Origin of the sequence: Kribbella orskensis, assembly GCF_004342085.1 — a bacterium.
Classification (GTDB): domain Bacteria; phylum Actinomycetota; class Actinomycetes; order Propionibacteriales; family Kribbellaceae; genus Kribbella; species Kribbella orskensis.
The window spans coordinates 1-22,515 of record NZ_SLWM01000043.1 but is presented as its reverse complement, the minus strand read 5'-3'; the positions used below and the strand labels follow the sequence as shown (position 1 = coordinate 22,515).

Genomic DNA, 22,515 nt, shown 5'->3' with positions numbered 1-22,515 from the left:
TCACCACTCGTTACCACCGGTGAACCACTCGTTACCGGGTCCGCCGGCCAGCCGGAACCACTCGTTGCCACCGCCGGTGAACCACTCGTTCCCGCCTCGGAACCACTCGTTGCCGCCGGTGAACCACTCGTTGCCGCCGCGGAACCACTCGTTGCCGTTGCTCTTCTTGGTCATGGTCTTGGATCCTCTCGTTGCCAACCGTCTGATGGAATACCTGCGCCCCGGGGATGACCTCACGTGAACAGGCAGTTACTATTCAGCAATAACCGTTCAGGTCTATCTGTGTGAGGCCACCATGATTCTGATCGGTCGGAGCAGGTGGGTGCCACCCCGCCGATGGAAGCTCTGGTCGTTGCCGCGTCCCGCGCTGAGCTACGTGCTCGGTGTGGAAGCGGTCGCTGTCACGATCACCGCCCTCGCTGTGGCGTCGACGATCTCCGGCGATCGCCCCGGTGTCAGGCCGTCCGAGTGGGCTGCCTTCACCGTGCTGGCGGTCGCTTCTGTCCTCCATCTGGAGTCTGCCCGCGGAATCGAGCGGCGACGCGAGATGGCGGCGAACACTTCGCCGTACACGAACCTGAAGAGCCTCTGGGTCTTCGCCGGGCTGCTGCTGCTTCCGCTGTCACTGGTGATCGCGCTGGTTGTCGTCTCGTACAGCTACTCCTGGATCCGTGTCTACGGGCGAACCATCGCGCACCGCAAGGTCTTCTCCGCGAGCACGTTCATCCTCGCCAGCGCCGGCGCGGCCGCCGTACTGCGGGGCGGTGGTCTGCTCACCGAACCACGCGTGCCGACGAGCGCCTGGACCCTGGTGATCGTGGTCGCCGCGGCGAGCACCTGGTGGCTGCTGAACTTCGCGCTGGTGATCGGCGCGATCCTGCTGTCCTCCCCGGACGCCTCGGCCCGCGGGGCGCTCGGAAACCTCTCCGAGCAGCTCGTGGTGGTCGCCGGGCTCGGTCTGGGCGTTGCCGTCGCCGGCCTGCAGGCGTCGTACCCCTGGATCGTGCCGGTCCTGATGGTCACGGTGCTGACGCTGCACCGCGACCTGCTGCTGCCGCAGTTCCAGCGCGCCGCCGGGACCGACGTGAAGACCGGCCTCGCGACCCCATCGTACTGGGCCAGCGCGGTGCCGGTGGAGCTCGCCCGGGCCGAGACGCTGCGCAGTACGGTCGGGCTGCTGATGCTCGACTTGGACCGGTTCAAGGAGATCAACGACACCTACGGCCACCCGGCCGGCGACCGCGCGCTGCGGGCAGTCGGCGAGAGTGTGCGGGCCGAGGTGCGGCAGGGTGACATCGTCGCCCGGGTCGGCGGCGACGAGCTTGCCGTCCTGCTGCCCGGCGCCTCCGAGACCGAGGTGCTCGAGATCGCCGAGCGGATCCGCGAGCGGCTCACCACGCTGACCGTCTCGGTCGACACCGTGTCGAATGCCAGCGCGGTCATCACCGGCGTACCGGCCTCGTTCGGGGCGGCGGTCTACCCGGCCGTCGCCGGGACGATGGACCAGTTGGTGCTCGCCGCGGACAACGCCCTGCTGACGGCGAAGCGGGCCGGCCGGAACAAGATCGTCTCCGCCCGCCCGAACCCGCCGATTGTCGCCGAGCACTCGGAAAGCCCGACAACCGACGCCGCCTGATCCACCGCCCGCCTGATCCACTCCCCGACGGCCGTCATCGCCTACGGCTCACTATCAGCGGCGCACCGCTGCCGCCGACTCGAGCGGCCGTGGTCGTCGGTCAGGCGTGGTCGTCGGTCAGGCGTGGACGCCGTCGAGGAGTTTGTGGAGCTCCACGATGGCGTTCTTGATGTCGTCGTAGTCCTGCTGGGCTGCCCGTGACTCCGCGCTGATCACACCGCAGCGATGCACCCGGCGGAAGTCGCCGTACGGGAACTTGTACCGGCCCTTGGTCTCCTCCCCCAGCTCGTCGTCGACGCCGAGATACCACTGGGAGTACTCCTGCCAGCCGTGCTTCTCCAGGTACTCGTTCTCCTGGTCTGCGGTCGGCGCGTGCTCGCTCCAGTCGTCACGCTCGTCCTTGCGGGTCTGCCCCTTCGATATCAGGTCCTTAGCGTGCTCGAAGGCATCCTTGTTCAGAGTGACGCTCATCGCTCCTCCTCAGAGTCGCGTCACCGGTGCCCCCGAGCCGAGGTCAGCTAACCCGGATCAGGGCCTTGCCGAGCAGCGAGCGGTTCTCGATCGCGGCGTGTGCCTCGCCGAGTTCGTCGAGGGAGAAGGTCCGGTCGATCACCGGCACCAGGTCGCCGCGCAGCACCCGCTCGAGCACGTCCGCTCCACTGATGACCACCTTCGTCGTGTCCGCGCGGAGGTCCCTGATGCCCTCCACCGTGATGCCCCTGCGCGATGCCTCGGCTTCGTCGTACTCCGCGAAGCCGCCGCTGGGGGCACCGTGCGCGGAGAACCAGCCGCCGTCCTTCACCGTGCTGAACGCGGCCGCTCCGAGCTTGCCGCCCGCCCCTTCGAAGACGGCATCCGCGCCGTCGCCGTTGATTGCCTCGAGCACCGATTTCTCCCAGCCGGGCTCGGAGTAGTCGATCACCACATCGGCGCCCTGGGCCTTGACCAGATCGAGCTTGGCCTGGCCGCGAGCGGCTCCGATCACGTGTGCGCCGGCCTTGTGCGCCAGCTGCACGAGCAGTACGCCCATGCCGCCGGCCGCTGCGGTGATCAGGACCTCCTTGCCTTGGAGATCGGGGGCCAACTGCTCGAGCAACAACGCGGTGAAGCCGTCGCCGAAGGCCGCGACCGCCGTCTCGAGGTTGAGCTCCTCAGGCACAGTGAGCAGCGAGTCGACGGGGACGACGGCCTGCTCGGCGTGCGCCCCGAAACCGACCGTCCGGCCGATCACTGTCTTGCCGATCCAGCTTTCATCCACGCCGTCGCCGACTGTGCGGACCTGCCCGCCGAGAGAGTTCCCGGGGACATAAGGCGGCGTCACATCGAAGAACCCGCCGTGCTGCCCGTGCCGGATCGCGGTCTCCACGAAGATCAGGTCCGTCACCTGAACGTCGACGACGACCTCCCCCGGACCCGCCACCGGCGCCGGCCAGTCCATCGTACGAACCACCTCCGGGCCTCCGAACTCCGTCACTACCGCTGCCCGCATCTGGACCACTCCATCCGTCGCTGTTCTGTGGACAAGAGCCTGCAACCTCAACTTGAGTTCAGGTCAAGCTGCGGGGTTGTCCACAGGCGAGCGCGAGGGTGCGGAAAGCTGTCGGTGTTTCGGCGTAATCTGCCGTGCATGTTCGACGCCGTCTTCCTGCCAGCCGACCCGCCGCGCGCGGGCCGCCTAGCCCTGTACGGCGACCTGGCGGCGGCTGGGGTGGTCCCGGACAGCAAAGTGGAGTTGGTCCTCCCCCGCGGCGATCAGGTGCGGCGAACGAAGGTCGCGGCGCGGTTGTTGCCGGTGGAAGAGGCGCTCGCGCTCTTGACCCGGCCGCCCTCCCCGGACGACTCGGCGAGTCACCGGGCCTGGGCAGCCGCGGCACTCGCCGGGGTCGGGTTGATCGCCCGTGGGCGGCTCGTGCCGGATCGAACCCCCAGCGGGTATGGCGCCTGGCGGGTGGCGCCGCTGGATCCGACGGATCACGGCTGGCTGAAGAACCTCGGGGCGGCGATGCCCGCGCACGGTCACGCCGTACCGGTCGAGGGGTCGCGGCCGCTTCGGCTGGCTGGTCCGGAGCAACTCGTCCGGGCGTTCTGGGATGCGCTCGCGGACACGTTGGTCCGGACACCGGCGGCAGGCGTCGCAGTACGGGGTGGTGCGGCCGCGTTTGCCGAGGTGGAGCCTCGGGAGCTCACCGGGTCCACCGCCTGGTTGGACGAGACTGCTTTGAGCGAGGAGGCCGGGGCACGGCTGGTACTGCGGATCGAGCCGCCTGAGGATGACTCGGACTTCAAGGCGGTCCTGCAGTTGCGCAGCGGGGTGGACCCGAGCCTCCTGGTGGATGTCGCGGACGTGTGGAGCGCGCCAGCCGCAGTACTGGCTGCTCTTGGGGAGCGGGCGGAGACGGATCTTCTGCTCGCCTTGCGGCGTGGGGCGCGGGTCTGGCCGCCGCTTGGTGCTGCGCTTCGGGATGCGGCGCCAGCCGAGGTACCGGTAGATGACGTGGCGCTGGACGAGCTTGCCGGGGACAGCGATGCGCTGGAAGGTGCGGGGATCGAGGTGTTGTGGCCGGCTGAGTTGTTCGCCGGTGAGTTGGCGTTGCGCGGTGCGGTTCAGGCGACGCCGACGCCTGGCGCGGTGACCGGTCCGGACTTCAGCCTGACGGAGCTGCTCGCCTTCAAGTGGCGACCGACGCTCGACGGCCAGGAGCTGACCGAGGCCGAGGTTGCGGCGCTGGCAGAGGCGAAGCGGCCGATGATCCGGATGCGCGGGCGATGGGTACGGATCGACCAGGACCTGGTGCGGAAGTTGCGCAGCGGTGGATCGCGGAAGCTGACCGGCGCGGAGGCACTCGGTGCCGCGTTGACCGGTTCTCTGGAGATCGATGGTGAGCTGGTCGCCTTCGACGCAGACGGCTCGCTGCTGACGATGGTGGATCGATTGCGGGCCGCCTCTGAGCCTGAGCCCTTCCCGGAGCAGCCGGTCGGGCTGCGGGCGACGCTGCGGGACTACCAGCGCCGGGGTGTGGCGTGGATGGCGCAGCTGGCGGAGCTCGGGTTCGGTGGGTGCCTCGCGGACGACATGGGGCTGGGCAAGACGATCCAGGTGATCGCGCTGCATCTCCACCTGTCGCGGCGTGGTCGCGGGCCGACGTTGGTGGTGTGTCCGTCGACGCTGCTCGGGACCTGGGAGCGCGAACTGGAGAAGTTCGCGCCGGAAGTGCCGACTCGGCGCTATCACGGTGCCGGGCGTTCGCTGAGCGATCTCGCCGCGGACGAGGTGGTAATGACGACCTATGGCGTGGTGCGGCAGGATCACCGGGTGCTCGGCGAGATCTTCTGGGGTCTGGCAGTGGCTGACGAGGCGCAGCATGCGAAGAATCCCTTGTCCAGAACGGCTCGCGCGCTGCGGACCTTGCCTGCGGCAACCAGGCTTGCGTTGACCGGGACGCCGGTGGAGAACCGGTTGTCCGAGCTGTGGTCGATCCTCGACTGGGCCGCGCCGGGACTGCTCGGCACATTGGATCGCTTCCGCCACGACGTCGCCGTACCGGTCGAGCGGTATCACGACGAGGAGGCGACCGCGCGGCTTGCGCGGGTGACCCGGCCGTTCCTGTTGCGGAGGCGCAAGAGCGACCCTGGGATCGCGCCGGAGTTGCCGCAGAAGTCGGAGCACGACGTCGTCGTACCGCTGACCGCCGAGCAGGCCACGCTGTACCAGGCGGTCGCGCGGGAGACGCTCGCCAAGATCGAGTCGGCGGAGGGGATCGCGCGGCGCGGGCTGGTGCTGAGTCTGCTGACGCAGTTGAAGCAGGTTTGCAATCACCCGGCCCAGTTCCTGCACGAGCCCGGGCCGCTCCCACGGCGCTCGGGGAAGCTCGCGGCCCTGGACGAGTTGCTCGACGTGATCCTGGCCGAGGGCGAGTCGGTGCTGATCTTCAGCCAGTACGTCGAGATGTGCCGGCTGATCGAGTCTCATCTGGCGGCTCGGCAGGTGCGGACGTTGTTCCTGCACGGTGGGATCGGGGTGCGCAAGCGAGAGCAACTGGTCGAGCAGTTCCAGGCGGGCGAGGCGCAGGTGTTCCTGCTGTCGCTCAAGGCGGGCGGTGTCGGACTGACGCTGACGAAGGCGACCCACGTCGTTCACTACGACCGCTGGTGGAACCCGGCCGTCGAGGACCAGGCGACCGACCGGGCGTACCGGATCGGCCAGGACAAGCCGGTCCAGGTGCACCGACTGGTCACCGAGAACACCTTGGAAGACCGGATCTCCACGGTCATCGCCGCCAAACGAGAACTGGCCGATGCTGTTGTCGGTTCCGGCGAAGCCTGGCTGAGCGAACTCTCCGATGCCGATCTGACCGAACTCGTCGCACTCTCCACGACGCCGGCCAAGTCTGGAGCGGCGAGCGCGTACAACCCTTCGTCTGTCGGTAAGTCCACCGGTGTCGTTGGCCAGGCTGCTGCTGTGGGGGTCGCTGGCCCGTCCGCTGATGTTGACGATGGCGGTGAGCTGGATGAATGAACGGACGCCGTGGCAGGGGTGGCGCGGATATGGGGATAACGCAGGGCTGCCGGCGGCCAAGGGGCCGGGGAGCAGGCGGCCGTTCGGTGCGACGTGGTGGGGCAAGGCTTGGCTGGATGCGTTGGAGCACCGGGCTCGGCTGGATCCGAATCGGCTCGGGCGGGGTCGGTCGTATGCCCGGCGCGGCAGTGTTCTGGAGCTGACGGTGGATCCCGGCGTCGTACGGGCTTCCGTGCAAGGGAGCCGGGTGACGCCGTACGTGGTGACGGTGCGGATCCGACCTTTCACCGACGCCGAGTGGGACTCGGTGCTCGACGTGGTGTCGGCGCAGATCGGTCGGGTTGCTGCCTTGCTTGACGGTGAGTTGCCGCCGGAGCTCGTCGATGACGCGCAGGCCGCGGGGCTGGAGTTGTTGCCGGATGCGGGTGAGGTGAAGACCGACTGCAACTGCCCGGACTTCGCCGTGCCGTGCAAGCACTCGGCGGCTGTCTGCTACTTGATCGCGGACGCGTTGGACGAGGACCCGTTCGAGTTGCTGTTGTTGCGCGGGCAGCAGAAGGACGAGTTGCTGGCCGCCCTCCGCGCCCGACGCTCGAGCGGTGCCGAGGCGCCCGCGCTCAAGGCCAAGCCGGTCGGAGTACTGGCGAAGGCTGCCTTTGCCAGAGCGCCTGCCGCGGTGCCGTCGCCGCCGAGGCCGTTGGGGCAAGCCGGTGCGCCGACCGCCGTGCTGGTGCTGGAACCACCTCGGCAGTCGGGTGTTGAGGGACGCGACTTGGTGGCGCTGGCGACCGACGCGGCTCAGCGGGCTTGGGAATTGGCGTCGGGTGACGGCGATGGCGGGCTCGGTCTGACCCGCGACGAGGATCTGGCTCGGCGGGCGGCCGGACTACTCGGTACGTCAGGGTTGGCCGATCTCGCTCACCGCGCCGGAGTATCGGCACGCTTGCTGACGAACTTGGCCGTCGCCTGGCGCGAGGGCGGTGCGGGCGGATTTGCCGTCGCGTCCTCAGAGCCGGTCGACGTGGATCCCGCCGCGTTGACCGAAGGGCTCGAAGCCCTCGACGGCGATGTGGAAGGCAACCGAATCACCGCCGACCGGCAACAACTACGCCTGGGCCCCGACGCCCTCTGGTACCTCTTCACCAACCATTTCAACGACTGGGTTCTCACCAAACCTCCCTCCCCCGACCCCTCCGAACTGATCGGTGCCGCTGACAACTGAACGCGTGCGACACTGAACGATGGAAAAGGACGGCTGGCTCGACCAGCTCCTGCTGGGCATCCTCAACGTGCTCAACCATCCGCTGGTGGCCGTCGTCGTTGCGCTGGGCGGTGGGTTCGCGGTCGCGCTGCTGGCGCGGCTGTCTCCCAAAGAAGACTGGGAGTTCATCAAGGACGGCCCGGGCGCTGTGCTGACCGGAGCGTTCCTCGTACTGGCCGGCCTCAAGAGCGTTCCGCGCCTGGTGTTGCCGGAGACCAACTTCGTCTGTGATCGCACGATCGGCCCGCTCGGCGTTCCAGGGACCGGTGATTGCCGGTGGACGAGCACTGGTACCACCCACGTCCTTTACGACTACACCTTCGTCGACTTTCTTCGGGAGTTCGCTTCGTCGCTCGTGCTGGAGGCCGTCCTCGGCGGGCTGGGCGCCGTCCTCGGCATCCTCGTGGCGACGATCGTCCGCCGACGCCGGGTCAACGGCTAGCCCGGCAGGGTCAGCGGCCGCATTTCAGGTGCTGGTGGCTCGGGCGGTGACGAAGGCTTGGGTCAGGCGGGTGATCAAGTCGTACGGGATCGGGCGGTCCAGCGGGAACTTCAGGGTGCCTTTGCCGGAGCGGTAGGGGGTGATCTCCTGCGCGAGGGCGTCGTCGAGCGGTGGGATGGGGTAGACCGAGATGTGCGCCTTCCAGCCGCTGAAGTACAGCAGGGACTTGCCGTCGAGGGTGATCGTCGGGATTTGGTAGCTGATCTTCTCGCCGGGGTCCGGAACGGCGGCGCGGATGGTCTGGCGGACCTTCTGCAGGATCGCCTGGACGTCGTCGGGGAAAGACGCGATGTACTCCTCGACGGAGGTGAAGTTCGTGGTCGCCACCTCACCATCGTGGCCGCGGCAAGGCCGTCCGGCAATTACCTAGCCGCCAAGGTGTGGGAGCAGGGCGGTGGTCAGGCGGGTGGCGATCTTGGTGTGGCCGGCGACGGAGGGGTGGACGCCGTCGGTGCAGTCAGCCTCGGTGATCCAGCCGTCGGTGCTGAGGTAGTGGATCGCCGGGTCGTCGGCAGCCTTGACCGCGGCCTCGATCTCAGCGGCCCACTTCCCGCTGAAGGGGCTGAGGGCAACGATGGTGGAGCGCTCGTACGCCGAACGCACCCGCGCCAGGTAGTCGCCGTACTCGGCCGCCGTCAGGGTCTCGTCGTTGACGCCGAGGTTGATCACCACCAGGTCGGGGTCCTCGACGCGTTCGGCGCGGGAGCCGGCGAAGTTCCAGCCGAAGGAGTCCAGGCCGGGCGGTACGTCGCCGTTGCCGGTGCGGGTGATGCCCTGCCGGCCGAAGCCCACCTGGTACGCCGATGCGCCGAGGGCGCGGGCGGTCAGATAGGCATAGGACTTCGTGCCGTCGGCGCCGCCTGATTCCGGGTCGGAACTGAGTGCGCGGACTCCCTGGGTGATCGAGTCGCCGTAGAACTCCAGCCGCGGTCCGCCCGGCCGTCCGGCCAACCGGAGCCGCGTCGAGGAGTCGAGCACGAGACCGGCGAACACGACCGCGCACTCGAACGGCTGGTTCCACCGGTTCGAGTGCTCGTTGACGTCCTTCACCACGAGCTCGACCTTGTGCTGGCCGGGTTCGGCGGTCAGTTCGATCACCGGCCGGCCGATGAGATGCAGCTCCGGCTCACCCTCGTCGAGCGTGATCCAGAGGTGCGGCGGCACGGTCAGCCCCTCGGCGTCGAACAGCACCTGGACAGCGGAGCCGTTGAAGGTGAAGGAGATCCGCGAGCCCGAGTTCACCGTGATCGCGAGCCCCGGCTGGTGACCCCACTGTCCCTCCAGCACGATCCGCGGATCACCCGGTGCGACGACCTCGCCCGCCACGAACGCCACCCTGCACTCCTCACTCGAACCCACACCAGCCGCCCCCATTCTGCCGGACCGAGGTCGCCGCCCGGCTGCCGCCCTGGATGCGGACAGGGAAGCCCTGATCACCAACCTTCCTTGTGGGCGCGGGCCTCGAAGAGGAGGATCCCGGCGGACAGCGCGACGTTGAGCGAGTCGGCCTGCCCGAGCATCGGGATCGACACCGCCCGGAATCCCTGCTGATGCCAGCGGTTGTCGAGCCCACTGCCCTCCGAACCGACCACGAAGGCTGTCGGCCGTCCCCGATACGCCGTCGCGCGGTAGCTCCCGGTGGCGCCGGGATCCGCGAGGTGGACGTCGAACTCATGCCCCCGCAACCACGCGGCGGCATCGGGGATCGCGTCGAACTCGAGCACCGGCGTCGTGAGCACCATGCCCCGGCTGGCGGCATACACGGTCGGGTGGGTCAACCTCGCCCGGCGCGACGTGAGCACCAGGCAGTCCGCCCGGCACGCGTCGACGGTACGGATCAGCGTGCCGAGGTTGCCCGCGTACTCGACCCCGTCGGCGACCAGCACCAGCGAGGACTCGTCGAAGCGGAAGTCGCCCGGCTGCCAGGCGGGGAGCCTCGCGATCGAGATGAGGCCGTCGGGTCGTCCCCGGCGGCTCAGCCGCGCCAGGAGTTTCTCCGAGATCCGGTACACCTCGGTGCCTCGCGCGGCCACCCGCGCGGCGGCGTCCGCAGTACGGGCGTCTCCTGCTTCGGGGCAGTAGAGGAAGGTGTCGATAGTGGTCGGTGTGTCGAGGAGTTGGTTGTGTTCCCAGCAGCCCTCGACCAGGATCCGGCCTGCCGAGGCGTCCTTGCGGAGCGCAAGCAGCTCACGGATCCGGGGGTGCTGGGGGCCGATCGGGCGGGCGTCGAGACGTGACGGTGCCATCAGTGACTCCGGTGAATGAGAACAGCAAGCCGCCCGGGGACGCCCGTCAGGGGGCGTCCGCACCGGCACAGCTGCTGGGGTCGGCTAGAGCGTTTGAGGACGCACTAGCCGAGCAGTCTCATCATGCTTCGGAGCGTAGCCAAAGCCTCCGCAGCCGTCATCCGATTTTCAGTCAGGTCGGGGTGCGGCCTGGGAGGAGGCGGACGACCTCGGCGACGCTGGTCTGGCTGAAGTCGCGGTACCACTCCCCCACGCTGTTCAGCAGCCGTGGCGTGTGCAGACAGATGACCTCGTCGGCCACCTCTTCAATCTTGCTCAGGCTGCTCTTGGCGGCGACGGGCGCCGCGACGACGACCCGGGCGGCGGAGTGCTCGCGAGCGACCAGACAGGCCGCCCTCATCGTGGATCCGGTGGCGATGCCGTCGTCGATCAGTATTACGGTCCGCCCGCTGAGCGAGATCGGCGGCCGGCCGCCGCGGAACCGGATGGCGCGTTCCTCGACCTCGGCACACTCGCGTTCCTCGACCTCGGCCAGGTCCTCGGCCGAGAAACCGGTGGCCTGCAGCAGCGCCTCGTTGATCACCCGGACCCCGCCTTCCCCGACGGCACCGAGCCCGAGCTCAGGCTGGTAGGGCAATCCGAGCTTGCGCACGACGATCACGTCGAGCGGTGCGTCCAGGTGCCGCGCGACGACCGCGGCGACGGGCACCCCGCCCCGCGGCAGCCCCAGCACGATCACATCCTCGTCGCGCAGCCACCGCACCGCGTCGGCCAGCCGGCGTCCCGCTTCCTCCCGATCGGCGAACATCCTCGGCCCATCCTCTTCGTCCGTTTCCTCAAGTGGAGACGCCGAGCCCGCCGCTGGCAAGACCTCGCGTCCGCTGCACGGACGCGCTGGTCGGGCGCGGGAGATATCCACAGGCGGGTCTCACTCGGTTTTCGATCCGTCGGTCCCGGTCAGTAGAGTCCGTTTTCCGGCTCTCGACGGCTTAGGCTGTCGGGTCGGCCGGGCACACGGGAGGAGGTTCGCGATGGACGCGACGTTGCTGGACGCTGAGGCCGAAGCGGCCGTACTGCGGGTCTACCGCCAGGTCTTCGCCGTGCTCGCCCGCGAGGCCGGCGCGATGATCGTCGATCCCGAACTGCTCGACGTCGACCAGGCGATCCTGGACGCGTTCGCCGAGGCCGGCAGCGACGGGCTGACCGTCGAGCAGGCCACCCTCGCCTGCCGCGGCTACCCGCACGACGTGATCGTCCGCCGCTTCGACGTCCTGCGGCAGTACGGCGCGATCACCAAGCTCGTGGACCGGCCGAACGAGTTGCGCCACCGCGCCGCCTTCGCGCCGTACGTGATGCTGATGTTCCTCAAGCGGATGTCGGTGCAGGGCGGCCAGGCCGAGCTGCACCAGTTGCTGACCCTCGAGGCTCACAGCGTGAGTGACCCGCGAGCCACCGCCGAGCAGGGTCAAGCGTCGATCGAGCGGCTGACGAAGGTGTTCCGGCTGCTCGGGAACGAGTTGTCGATCCTGGTGTCGACGAGCACGACCGCGCAGTTGCGAGAGAACGCGCAGCTCGCCTGGGGTAACGAGCGGCTGATCGAGCAGGCCGAGAAGGTGCACCGGATCGTGCTCGACCGGTGGCCCGCTCTGCACCGGGCGTGCACCCAGCTCCGGATGTCACTGGCCGCCTATGCCGATGCCGTGCAACTGGCTGCCGGCCGTCTGGTCGAGCGAGCCGGTACTACGCGCGCGCTCGGGTTGCTACCGATCGAGACCTGGCTGACGTTCACCCGGAGCAGCGAGACGGAGGTGCTCGCAGGAGTGCTCGACGGGCTGCTCTTCGACGCCGCCGCGCCGGACTTCTCCCCCGAGGGGATGCTCGAGGCGGTCGAGTCAGGGCGTCGTACCGGTACTGCGCGGATGGCGCCGCCGCGGCCCTCGTCCGAGACGGAGGCGCCGGAGTCCGCTGCGGCGACGGATCGCGAGGACCTGCGCGCCGAGGCCGAGCGGATCCTCGCTGGACGCGACAGCGTGAGCATCGTCGACATCGTGGACGACTCGGGCGACTGGATCACCGCGCGCCGGGTCCTCGCGGAGCTGACCGCGGCTCATCTGCACGACGAGTTGGACTACGAGCTCGTCTGGTCGGACGGGATGCGGATCGATCCGTCGGCTGGTACTCCGTGGGCGACGCACGGCTCGTTCAGGCGGGAGAAGCGATGACCGCGGAGGCAGTCGAGAGCGGGCGCAGCTACAACGCGCTGTGGTGGGCGAAGGTGCAATCGGCCGGACCTTTGCAGGTTTCACCTGACACTCCGGCGGTCGCGGGCCTGACCCGCGCCGCCGAACCTGACGGTGAATCCGTGTGGATGGTGCCAACGCTTCCTGACGGCGCCGGGCACAGTGTGTTGGAGGAGCTCGGGACTCCGCCGGTCGCGGTCGAGCAGCCGAACGAGACCGCTCGAGTGCTCGCGATCTGCGTGACCTGCTGCTGGCCGGATCGGAGCGGCCCCGCGTGGCCGGGCGTCGTTGGGACGCTCACACAGATCAAAGCCGCGTACGCCGGTCTGCGCGGCCGGCCCGAGCAGTCGAGCGACCTGACCCTGATCATCGGCAGCCTCCGCCGCCTGCATGCCACCAGTTGGCTCATTTGGAACGAGAAAGCCGGCGAAGTCCGCCTGGGGCCGCGCGTCATCACCTGGGGCCCATCCCAACTGATCGGCCTCCGCGAGCTCTGCCGAATTCTCCCGGACCCACCAGCCGCAGTACTGACACCGCGCGGTCCCCTGAACCCCGAACCCGACCCGCTCCCCTCCGAGGGCACTTCGCCTGCCTCTTCCGCTGCAGCTGAGGGGGACGTGTGAGCGAGCGGCACGCCTTGTTCGACCCGTTGTTGCAGGACCTCAGCGATCGCAGCCGCGACGAGGTGCTCGCGGCCTTCAGCGCGGTGCAGTACGCGGCGCATCCGGTGCCCGAGGCCCAGCTGGCCGGCCTGCGCGACGTCACCCTGCGCCGCCAGGTCCAGAAGATGCTGAAGCTCATCGGTCGGACCCTCGTGCACGTCGACGGCACCCACTGGACCGCCGGCTACGCAGACGACGTGGCCGAGACGCTGACCGCCCAAGGCTGGCAACCGCTGTCGGCGGTCGACCGCGCGGTACTGGTGCTCGTGCTGGTCCACTCAGTCGCGATCCCCCGCAGCGAAGGCATCCTCACCGGCGACAGCTGGAAGTCCGCGCGCCCGACGACGGTCGACGAGCTCCGGACCACCAAGATCAGCAGCGAGGAGCGCAGGCTCGCCCTGCAACGACTTCGCGCCGCCGGGCTGATCCAGCTGTCCGGCGACCACTCCGGCGGACCGAGCTACATCCCCGGCCCGCAACTGCAACGACTCACCCCGGCCGCGCGCCGCCGACTGCAGGATCAGCTGATCCTCGCGGCAGCGCCGTCGAGCCCGATCGCGGAGGCCATCCGCGCTCGCAAAGGCGTCACCTCGGAAGAAGGAGCGGCATGAGCACACCCACCCCGGCTGAGGACGGCCCGTTCGACATCCTCGGCTCGAAGGTGCTGCTCGGTGTCCAGGTCGTCGACCTGTCCCGGTTGTCGACGCACCCGATCCCGATGGTCGGCCAAGGCCTCGTCACGGTCGCCGGCCAGGGCCCGACCGACTCGAACGGCGCCGGCAAGTCCTCCTGGATCGCCGCGCTCTCGCTGCTCCATGCCGACGACCAGTGGCGTCTCACCAGCGGCGCCCCGGGTGCTGCCGAGCTGCTGTTCACCGCAGAGGCCGCCGGCCAGGAAGGCAACTGGTCCAACGTCGACCGCGGCTACATCGTCGGCGTCTTCTCCGACCCTGACCTGACCGAGCTCGCCGACATCGAGGCCGCGACGATCACCGTCTGGATCCGGATCAACCGCAAAGCGTCGTACCTGGATCTCCGCTGGAAGAACGGCCTGCACGTCCCGTACGGCTCGACCGAGGCCGAGCGCGCGGCCGGCGCGGACACGTTGTGGGCGGCGCTCCCCCACTCCAACGGCCGCACCGACTTCCACGCGAACAAGCTCTCCACCGTCCTGTACGGCGGCCAGGTCCGCTGCGTGTCGTTCCTCTCGACGTCCGTCAGGTCGTCGCCGACGGCCAACCTGCTGGCCGAGCCGCTGAACGAGCTCGGCCCGGCCCGCATCTTCAACGCGATCGCGACGCTGACCGGGCTGGATCACGAGCTGGAGCAGGAGCAGGCTCACCGTTCCGCCGAGCACACCCAGCGCGAGGCGACCAAGCAGGCGACGGCAGACCTGCTGCGGTGGGAGCAGGAGATGGCGACCGTCGAGGCGGGCATCCTGCAACGTGCCGCCGCGCGCGAGGCCCTGGCGGCTGCGCGCGAGTCCTGGCAGGCGCGCTGTGCTCGGCACCTGGTCGATGGCGACGCGAGGAACAGCGAGATCCTGCACGAGCTTGCTGAGCTGGACCAGCGCGTGGCCGAACAGGAAGCCCGGCGCGAGTCCGTTGACACCGAGATCGAGGCGTTCGGCAGCGAGGAGAACCTGCTCCGCGAGGTCCAGCTGACCCGGCAGGAGCGCGACAAGCTCGACGCTCGCGACCGTGAACTGGATCTGGCGCAGCGTTCGGTCCGCGAGCAGCTCGAGCGGCTCGGTCAGGAGCACCGGCGGTTGCTTGACGACGGTCGCTCGGCCGACGGACGCGACCTCGCCGCAGCGGCCGAGGAACAGGAAGAGGCCCGCGCTGTGCTCGAGGAGCACATCGGGCTGGATCACGGGGCCCGCTCCTACGTTGACCAGGCGACGGCCGAACTGCGGGAAGCGGAGAGCGGCCAGACGGTCTCGGCTCCGCAGCAGCAGGTGCTGGAGAACGCCGGGATCGAATGCGGCGCGCTCACCGACATCACCGAGCTGTCCGTCAAGGACCGCGCCGAGTGGGAACCGCGATTTGCGCCGTACCGCGAGGCCGTCGTGGTCGCCGCGGATGACTCCGCCTTGGCCGCTTCCGCTCTGAGCGACGCCGGCTACCCCGGCTTCCTGCTGATCCTGGCGAACCGTCCTGGCGTTGCCGCCTTCAAGGGCGGTCCCTCCTCCGCGGACAAGCGGTTCAAGCTCGACGCGTTCTTCGCGGCACTGGCCGAGCGCTCCGCCAAGGAGGTCATCGACGAGGCCGCTGGTGTGGTTTCGGTCGGGCAGTTCGAGGAGGCGATCACCGGCCGGACCGCTCGGATCGAGGCCGCCCGCCGCCGCCTGGAGGCCGCCGTCGAAGCGCGCGCGGAAGCTTCGGCCGCGCTCGAACAGGCCCGCGCCCGCGTCGAACAAGCCGAACGCCGTACCGCGGCCGCCCGCGCACTCGGGACCGCCGCCGATGTCCAGGACCAGATGCTCGCGCTCCGCGAGGCGAACGACCGCCACGAGAACGACCGCGACGCCCTGGCGCCCGCGCTCCAAGCGGCCAAGGAATCAGCCGAGGCCGCGGCTGGGCAGCAACTCGTCCGCGACGAGCGCCTGAAGAACCTCGAGGCCACCCGGCGCGACTTCGACCGCATCCTCGACGACCTCGGCCGCCGCCGGCTCACCCTGCTCGAGGAGCAGTCCGACCTCGACCTGGTCACCCGCGCCACCGCCTGGGGATCCACCCCCGCCGAGGCTTCGGAGTACCTGCTCGGCCTGCCGGACGACGCCCAGCGCCGTACGACCGCCGACTGGAACCACCAGGCCTGCACCCAACTCGACGACGTCGTACGCCGCTGCTTCCCGAACGCGCGGTCCCGCGAAGAGATCCCGTCAGAGCTGTGGGAGATCCTCAACGGTCCCGACGGCTGGTCGAACGGGACGCTGGGCGCGCGGGTCGGCCTCGTGCCGGCGTTGCAGCGCACTCTTGCCAGCCACCTCGCGCAGCACGAGACGTTCGACAGCCTGCAGCAGAAGCAGATCGCCAGCCAGCGCGCCGAGCGGAACGCCGCGCTCGAGCGTGCCCGCGAGGGACTCGGCGAGGCGGAGAGCACGGCCCGGGCCCACCGCGCATCCCTTGCTGACGGCATCAAAGCGCGGCTGCGCCTGGTGTCGAACGAGTTCGACCGCCTCGACCAGCAGTACGGCGGGTACGGGGCCAAGCTGGAGTACCCGGAGCCCGACCCGCCTGCCGAGCCCGACAAGCCGTGGCGGTGGACCGTCACGCCGAAGTGGCGGCGCTCCGAGGGCGGCCCGTTCTCGGCGTTCAACGTCAAGGGCAACACCGCGCAGATGGACGAGAAGGCCGTGAAGCTGGTCTGCGCCGCCGCCCTGGCGGGTGGCAGCGACCGCCCGCTGCTGCTGATCCTCGACGAACTCGGCCGCAACCTCGGCTCCCAGCACCGCCGCGAAGCCGTCGCCCTGTTCGAGCAGATCGGCCGCGACCGCAACATCACGGTGATCGGCGCCCTCCAGGACGACATGGAGCGCTACGCCCTCTCCTCGTCTCGCCTCTACGTCAAACTCCGCCGAAGCTCCGACACCATGGCCTACAACCAGTCCCCCGTGGTCAAGGGGAACGAAGAGTACGCCGCCCGGGTAGAACTCCTCCGCCACTGGCTCGACTCCTACCGAGGCACCCGCCCCACCCTGGACCTCCCCACCCCCACCCTCGAAGACGCCGCGACCCCTGCAGAACCGGATCCAGCGGACGCCACGCCGACAGCTCCCGCTGCAACCGCAGAGACCGCCCCACTACCCGCACCGGAGGAGGCCGAGCAGACTCCCAAGAAGCCCTCCCGCCCCAAGCCAACGCGCAAACCCGCAAGCCAATCCATCGAGGACCCGGCCTAACCCCAGCACACCCACAATCCACGCCCCGCCGCTGCTCGGGGACCTGCTCAGCCTTAGGTGCGATCCCCCACCAAGCCGCCACCTTGTCCAGCCGGCACCACGCAAACCGGCTGCAGCAGGAGCGACCAACTGGCGCACCCTCCAGCGCACGTCGTCGGGTCGAGCAGTCGATCCTCCCGCAGCGAATGCCCTGGACCGACTATGCGAATCGTCTCCGGCGAATGCGCCCGGGGTGACCAGCCGATTCCGCACCCTGCGGGCACGCCGGGCCGGCAGGCCAGACAGCGCAGCGGGCGCGTCGCACTCGGGCCAGCTCCTCCGGGCACGCCGGGGGCCGGGCAGGCAGTCGGCGCAGCGGCGCGTGGCACGCTTGCGGCGGGTCATCTCCTCCAGACACGCCAGGGCGGCGCAGATCGGTGGGTGCAGCAGTGTCTGTCCGGCGGGCCGGGTTGGGTGGAAGTGGGGTTGGGATCACGGTGGGTGATGGTTGGAATGGGTTTGACGGCGTGTGGGGTTTGGCGTGCTGCGGGCGGTGGGTAGGGAGCGGGGGTTGGTGAATGAAGGGTGTTGGTGGGCGGTGAGGTCTGGGGGGCCTGTGGTGAGTGTGCGCGTGAGCTGGTTTTCGGCGGGATGCTGCGGAAAGGGGACCCCGGTGGTCGGGGGTGACCTGGGGGTCCTCCACACTGGCGCGGTGACGTGTCAGGAGAGGGGCGTTCGGGTCCACTTCAGCTGTTCACACGGAGTAGGCGGAGCTCTGGCCAACCCCTCACCGATCGGCGTACCGTCCGTTGGACAGGTCCAGCCGGCGGCTGATCGGAGGGCGTGAGATGGCATCTTGGCTACTGCGCGCTCAGTGGGCTCACCGGGATGAATCAGTCGAACACCGCGCGCTCCGAGTCGGGCGCACGCTGACGGCCGTCGCGGTCGCCTTCCCCGACGTGCACCTGTGGACTCAGGACGAGCGTTGGGGATACCACGTGCTCGAGAACGACGCTGCCACGCCGCTGGAGGAGATGGTCGAGGCGACCACCAAGGTCCTCTCCAACGGCTCGAGCACCACCCGCCTCCACCTGCAGAGCACCGGCGACCTCCCCTGGCTGTTCGACCTCTCCATGGGTGGAACACTCACCACCGTCGCCGACCAGCTGACGCTCCACTGGAGTGACGAAGACGCCCTCACCCAGTCCGAGCGCTTCGCCCAGGTACTCCGGGCAGTCGTCACGATCTGGGAACCCGAATGGGCCAGCATCGCAGACACCGAACTGGCAGCAGCCGCCGGCGTCTTCCGCCGCGGCATCCCGATGATGGGCTGGCTCACGTACGTCCGAGGCCTGGTAGCCGGCGCCCACGGCATCGACATAGACCTCACCCCCTTCGAACGAGGCACTCTCCTCCAGGCCCCGGTCGCCCCCGCAGACCTAACCCCCGTCCACATCTGCGCCGCAGCCGCCCTAGTAGGCATAGCCCCCGAATCCCCGTAACACCTGGCGCTTGTCTCCAGCGAGAAGAAGGCGCGCCCGCTCTCTCTGGAGGGCAGCGGCTGAAGGTTGTAGGAGGTTTCCACATCAGCGCCTGGCGGGCACCGAGGTACTGCGCGTGATCTTCGGCTCGATAGAGCGACGCGAGAGCCATCCAGCCGCTGATCGCAGATGCTCGACTATCACATCGTCTGCGGGGATCGAATCGACGCTGTACTCCGCGCGGCTCGGTCCGTTCGTGCCAGGGCGGGTAGGGCGATGTCGGGCCTTCTGTGAGGCTGTGACGTTGGTCCTAGTGGGTATCGCCGGGGACATCTGTGTGGCCTCGGCGCGCGTGACTTCCGGCTCTCGCCCGGCAGGACGTCGGCCTCTGAGCACACGACGAGGCGCGAACAAAGCTGGTGGTAGGAGCGAAAAGGGGGAATCTCATGAGACTCAGCGCGACCGCTGTCGCTTTGCTGTGCCTGGCTGGGACGGCCGGGTTGGCGGCACCGGCGCAGGGAGCACAGGAGGTGGATCCGGCGGCGACGAGCTCGGCGCCGGCCACGGCGAGCAGTACCGCGTCGACCTGGACCGTGCATTGGGGCGTTGTCGAGGACCTGCCGGTGCCGGCTGACTACGGCGGGGACAGTCGTACCGATATCGCGGTGTTCCGGCCGTCCACCGGCACCTGGTGGATTCGCGGCATCCGCACCGTCCAGTACGGACGCGGCGGCGATATACCGGTGCCTGCGGACTACAACGGTGACGGAAAAGCTGAGATTGCGGTTGTCCGTTGGGGCGGTACGAGCCCGGATTCGCCGCTGATCTGGTACATCCGCGGCGTGGGCGCGTACAGCTATGGTCGAGGGACCGACCTGCCGGTGCCGGCGAACTACAGAGGAGATCGGCGTGCCGAGCTGGCGGTGGTCCGGCCTGCTCAAGGGATCGCGCGCAACACTTGGTACATCCGTGGGGCCACGCCGGTCGTGTGGGGCATCGGCGACGACTGGGAGGTCCCCGCGAACTACATCGGCGACAGCCACGCCGACATCGCAGTGATCCGGCGCGGACGAACCCACCAGGATCCGGCCACTTGGTACGTACGCGGCACCAGTCCCGTCAGGTGGGGGTATTCCTGGAGTGACACGGTCGTCGACGACTACCCCGTCCCTGCCAACTACATTGGCGACAGTCACGCCGACATCGCCATCTGGCGACGGGAATCCACCTTCGCATGGGCCATCCGTGGCCTCAGTCGAGCCATCATCTGGGGTCAGTACGGGGATGTGGCTGTGCCTGGCAACTACGGCGGCGACAGCCACACCGACTTCGCCGTCTGGCGGTATTCCAACGGCACCTGGTACATCCGCGTCGAGCCATCGCTCAACTGATATGGAGCGACTTCCTGTCAAGGGGCAGGGTGAGGCACTCGTCCCGGGGTTTGGTGGGGCGGCTGCCTCGGCGGACGCTGGGTTTGCTGAAGGTGGTGAGCGTGTCGTTGGTTCGCCGTGCGCACATACGCCACGGGCGGCAGCCTACAGGCCGGATTAGTGTGCAAATCTAGGCAGCCAGACCGACAAACCCCACGTCAAAAGCCTGCCAAGCCACCAACCCTCGGAACGTGAGCCAAGTCAGGAGGTACTGCGGTCGGGGAGCACCTCTCACCAGCCCGAGCTCACGGTCCGGTTCCAGACGAGCCCGAGTTCACGGCCCGATGCCGGGCAAGCCGGTGTGGGAGCCGTTTGCTCCAGCGCCGACACAGAACGGGGCGGCCCTGACTCTTATCAAGTTTAGTGCGCACGGCTTGGTCAGGGGATCTGTGGGAGGGCGTCGCGCAGGTCGGTCTCCGGGTTGCGTTGCGTCCCAGGCTCGGGTCCTCGCTGACGTAGACGTGCCGTCCGGCGGCGATGTCCGTGAAGGAGCGCGACGACGTGCGGATGCTGACGCTGTTCGGGCGTACCGACGTTGCCGCAGACAACAAGGAAGTCCGGGCTCGTGGCTGCCGGAGGATCGTGCGATCGTGAGGTGAGGGAGGTCGGATGAGCGCCGATGTGATCGTGGTGGGCGGTGGCACAGCAGGGTGCGTGCTGGCGGCCCGGCTGAGCGAGGACACGGGGTGCTCGGTGTTGCTGGTCGAGTCCGGCCCGGACTATCCGAACCTGGACGACCTGCCGGCCGATGTTGCCGACGCCTCCGAGCCGACGGTGGGTCACGACTGGGGCTACTACGCCGAGGCTGACCTTCTGGACCGGCGCGTCCCGCTGCCGCGAGCGCGGCTGATCGGTGGCTGTTCAGCCACCAACGGCTGCTTCGCGATGCGCGGTGCACCGGCCGTCTACGACCGCTGGCAGGCTCTGGGCAATCCTGGGTGGAGCTTCGCTGAGGTCTTGCCGTTCTTCCAGCGGTTGGAATCCGACCTGGATTTCACCGACCAGTGGCATGGGATCGACGGTCCGATCCCGATCCGCCGCCATCCGGTCGACGAGCTCAACCCAATCCAGCGAGCGTTCATCGATGCCGCCGTTCAGGCCGGGCACAGTTACGTCGCGGACCACAACCGACCAGGCGCACTCGGCGTCGGACCGATGCCACGCAACGTCCGAGACGGCCTGCGGATGAGCACCGCCGTCACCTACCTCGCCGCCGCCCGGCACCGGCCGAACCTCACCATCTGCTCCGACACGACGATCGGACGGGTGGAGATCGCACACGGCCGCGTGGTCGGGGTTCGTTCCACAACGGGCGAACTGCTCGAAGCGGACCGGGTCGTGCTGGCCGCTGGCGCCTACGGCAGTCCGGCGATCCTCGCTCGTTCGGGCCTTGGCCCCGCAGCTCTCCTGTCCCCACTCGGCATCGACGTCGTGGCGGATCTGCCGGCCGTCGGCGAGCATCTGATCGACCACCCGATCGTTGCCGTCGACCTACCCACGAGACCGGCCGCGGGACCGCGCTTCCAGGCGATCGCCACCCTCTCCTCGACGTCGACCGGAACGCCGGACCTCCACCTGTTCACAGCCGGACCGTTCCCCGTCGAACGTGAGGCCAGCGAGTCCGGCGCGATCTTCGGCATCGTCGCCGGGCTCATGGCGCCGCAATCGGAGGGATCGGTACGGCTCCGATCCACCGACCCCAACGATCCACCGCTCATCGACGTTGCACACCTTCGCCACCCCGACGACCTCGCCCGTATGGTCGACGCCACCGTCGAGGCCCGCCGGATCGCCCGCAGCGAGCCGCTCGCCACGCTCGTCACCGGCGCCGAGATCGCACCAGGGCCGGCCGTCGCGGACGACGACCGCGCCGCGATCGCCGACTCCATCCGCACCCGCGTCGCCTCCTACCATCACCCGGTCGGCACCTGCCGGATGGGCACCGAGCCCGACCGGGACGCGGTCGTGGACGCCCAAGGCCAGGTCTACGGCGTCGACCGGCTCTGGGTTGCCGATGCCTCGGTGATGCCGACGATCCCAGCCGCCGGCACCAACCTGCCGACCATCATGGTGGCCGAGCGCATAGCCGCCCGGCTGAGCAAGCCCGACTCGATTTGATCAGGTACGAGGCCGCACCCTCGAGCGCTTAGTCCGCACATCCAACCACCCCAACCGGCAAACCTGCACGTCACGGCCCTACGCCCACGCGGGCGCCGTCTCCGTGATAAGAGTCAGGTCAGAACGTGAGCCAAGTCAGGAGGTACCGCGGTCGGGGAGCACGCCTCACCAGCCCGAGCTCACGGTCCGGTTCCAGACGAGCCCGAGTTCACGGCCCGATGCCGGGCAAGCCGGTGTGGGAGCCGTTTGCTCCAGCGCCGACACAGAACGGGGCGGCCGGGCTGCGCATTCGCGCGCTTCGGCGGCAGCGCGACCGCGCCCCGGGCGATAGCGGCTGGACTGGCCGTCAGCCGTGGGCTGGTGCTGGCCAACTGGCTCCGGCGGCTGGCGAGGAAGAGCACCAGGGGCTCGCGCCGGCGCGTTGAGAAAACTGGTGGGGGAAATGTTAAGGGCCACCCGGTGTGGGTGGCCCTTAACAGTGTGAATGTCCGGCGACGTCCTACTCTCCCACGACCTCCCGGTCGCAGTACCATCGGCGCT

General features: G+C 69.0%; 18 protein-coding genes. 11 read left to right on the top strand and 7 right to left on the bottom strand.

What is annotated here, in order from left to right:
* Positions 1 to 174, bottom strand: a complete 174-nt coding sequence (locus EV644_RS42850; RefSeq protein ID WP_132197344.1) for a DEAD/DEAH box helicase — start codon at positions 172 to 174, stop codon at positions 1 to 3.
* A gap of 121 nt (positions 175 to 295) precedes the next feature.
* Here EV644_RS42850 and EV644_RS42845 point away from each other — a divergent pair, with 121 nt between their 5' ends.
* On the top strand, positions 296 to 1,636 hold the full coding sequence (locus tag EV644_RS42845) for a GGDEF domain-containing protein (RefSeq protein ID WP_132197346.1): 1,341 nt from the start codon (positions 296 to 298) through the stop codon (positions 1,634 to 1,636).
* 117 nt (positions 1,637 to 1,753) lie between these two features.
* Here the strand turns inward: EV644_RS42845 and EV644_RS42840 are convergent, their stop codons facing one another.
* Positions 1,754 to 2,107 (bottom strand): hypothetical protein, encoded by a 354-nt coding sequence (locus EV644_RS42840; protein ID WP_132197348.1) that lies wholly within the window; start codon positions 2,105 to 2,107, stop codon positions 1,754 to 1,756.
* A 43-nt stretch (positions 2,108 to 2,150) separates the two neighbouring features.
* Positions 2,151 to 3,125 carry a zinc-binding dehydrogenase gene (locus tag EV644_RS42835; protein ID WP_132197350.1) on the bottom strand — a complete coding sequence of 325 codons (975 nt, stop codon included), beginning with the start codon at positions 3,123 to 3,125 and terminating at the stop codon, positions 2,151 to 2,153.
* 138 nt (positions 3,126 to 3,263) lie between these two features.
* Here EV644_RS42835 and EV644_RS42830 point away from each other — a divergent pair, with 138 nt between their 5' ends.
* The 3 genes from EV644_RS42830 to EV644_RS42820 are packed head-to-tail and all read left to right on the top strand — an operon-like array spanning position 3,264 to position 7,855.
* A complete protein-coding gene (locus tag EV644_RS42830) occupies positions 3,264 to 6,152 on the top strand; it encodes an SCO1167/SCO6262 family helicase (protein ID WP_132197352.1) in 2,889 nt (962 codons plus the stop codon).
* Positions 6,145 to 7,374 carry an SWIM zinc finger family protein gene (locus EV644_RS42825; protein ID WP_241999436.1) on the top strand — a complete coding sequence of 410 codons (1,230 nt, stop codon included), beginning with the start codon at positions 6,145 to 6,147 and terminating at the stop codon, positions 7,372 to 7,374. Before EV644_RS42830 ends, EV644_RS42825 begins: the two co-directional genes overlap by 8 nt.
* A 19-nt stretch (positions 7,375 to 7,393) precedes the next feature.
* The gene (locus EV644_RS42820) at positions 7,394 to 7,855 is read left to right on the top strand and encodes a hypothetical protein (protein WP_132197354.1); all 462 of its coding nucleotides are present in this window, start codon (positions 7,394 to 7,396) and stop codon (positions 7,853 to 7,855) included.
* 24 nt (positions 7,856 to 7,879) lie between these two features.
* Here the strand turns inward: EV644_RS42820 and EV644_RS42815 are convergent, their stop codons facing one another.
* The 4 genes from EV644_RS42815 to EV644_RS42800 all read right to left on the bottom strand — a co-directional run bounded on the left by EV644_RS42815 (position 7,880) and on the right by EV644_RS42800 (position 10,969).
* On the bottom strand, positions 7,880 to 8,242 hold the full coding sequence (locus EV644_RS42815; RefSeq protein WP_132197356.1) for an iron chaperone: 363 nt from the start codon (positions 8,240 to 8,242) through the stop codon (positions 7,880 to 7,882).
* Positions 8,243 to 8,281: 39 nt separating this feature from the next.
* Positions 8,282 to 9,250 carry a GDSL-type esterase/lipase family protein gene (locus EV644_RS42810; protein ID WP_241999437.1) on the bottom strand — a complete coding sequence of 323 codons (969 nt, stop codon included), beginning with the start codon at positions 9,248 to 9,250 and terminating at the stop codon, positions 8,282 to 8,284.
* A 98-nt stretch (positions 9,251 to 9,348) separates the two neighbouring features.
* A complete protein-coding gene (locus EV644_RS42805; RefSeq protein ID WP_132197358.1) occupies positions 9,349 to 10,161 on the bottom strand; it encodes a TrmH family RNA methyltransferase in 813 nt (270 codons plus the stop codon).
* Positions 10,162 to 10,333: 172 nt separating this feature from the next.
* Positions 10,334 to 10,969 carry a phosphoribosyltransferase gene (locus EV644_RS42800; RefSeq protein WP_132197360.1) on the bottom strand — a complete coding sequence of 212 codons (636 nt, stop codon included), beginning with the start codon at positions 10,967 to 10,969 and terminating at the stop codon, positions 10,334 to 10,336.
* 223 nt (positions 10,970 to 11,192) lie between these two features.
* On the opposite strand from EV644_RS42800, the gene EV644_RS42795 reads away from it, so the two are divergent.
* From EV644_RS42795 to EV644_RS42765, 7 genes are all read left to right on the top strand, one after another.
* A complete protein-coding gene (locus tag EV644_RS42795) occupies positions 11,193 to 12,383 on the top strand; it encodes a hypothetical protein (RefSeq protein WP_132197362.1) in 1,191 nt (396 codons plus the stop codon).
* On the top strand, positions 12,380 to 13,024 hold the full coding sequence (locus tag EV644_RS42790) for a hypothetical protein (protein WP_199240369.1): 645 nt from the start codon (positions 12,380 to 12,382) through the stop codon (positions 13,022 to 13,024). The genes EV644_RS42795 and EV644_RS42790 overlap by 4 nt, the downstream gene beginning before the upstream one ends.
* Entirely contained in the window at positions 13,021 to 13,674 is a 654-nt protein-coding gene (locus tag EV644_RS42785) for a hypothetical protein (RefSeq protein ID WP_132197364.1), read from the top strand. The genes EV644_RS42790 and EV644_RS42785 overlap by 4 nt, the downstream gene beginning before the upstream one ends.
* Entirely contained in the window at positions 13,671 to 16,967 is a 3,297-nt protein-coding gene (locus EV644_RS42780) for a coiled-coil domain-containing protein (RefSeq protein WP_241999438.1), read from the top strand. The genes EV644_RS42785 and EV644_RS42780 overlap by 4 nt, the downstream gene beginning before the upstream one ends.
* A gap of 827 nt (positions 16,968 to 17,794) precedes the next feature.
* Entirely contained in the window at positions 17,795 to 18,448 is a 654-nt protein-coding gene (locus tag EV644_RS42775; RefSeq protein WP_132197366.1) for a hypothetical protein, read from the top strand.
* 509 nt (positions 18,449 to 18,957) lie between these two features.
* Positions 18,958 to 19,818: a VCBS repeat-containing protein gene (locus EV644_RS42770; protein WP_132197368.1), complete on the top strand. Its 861-nt coding sequence runs from the start codon at positions 18,958 to 18,960 to the stop codon at positions 19,816 to 19,818.
* Between the two features lie 648 nt (positions 19,819 to 20,466).
* Positions 20,467 to 21,975: a GMC family oxidoreductase gene (locus EV644_RS42765; protein ID WP_132197370.1), complete on the top strand. Its 1,509-nt coding sequence runs from the start codon at positions 20,467 to 20,469 to the stop codon at positions 21,973 to 21,975.
* Positions 21,976 to 22,515: the final 540 nt, after the last annotated feature.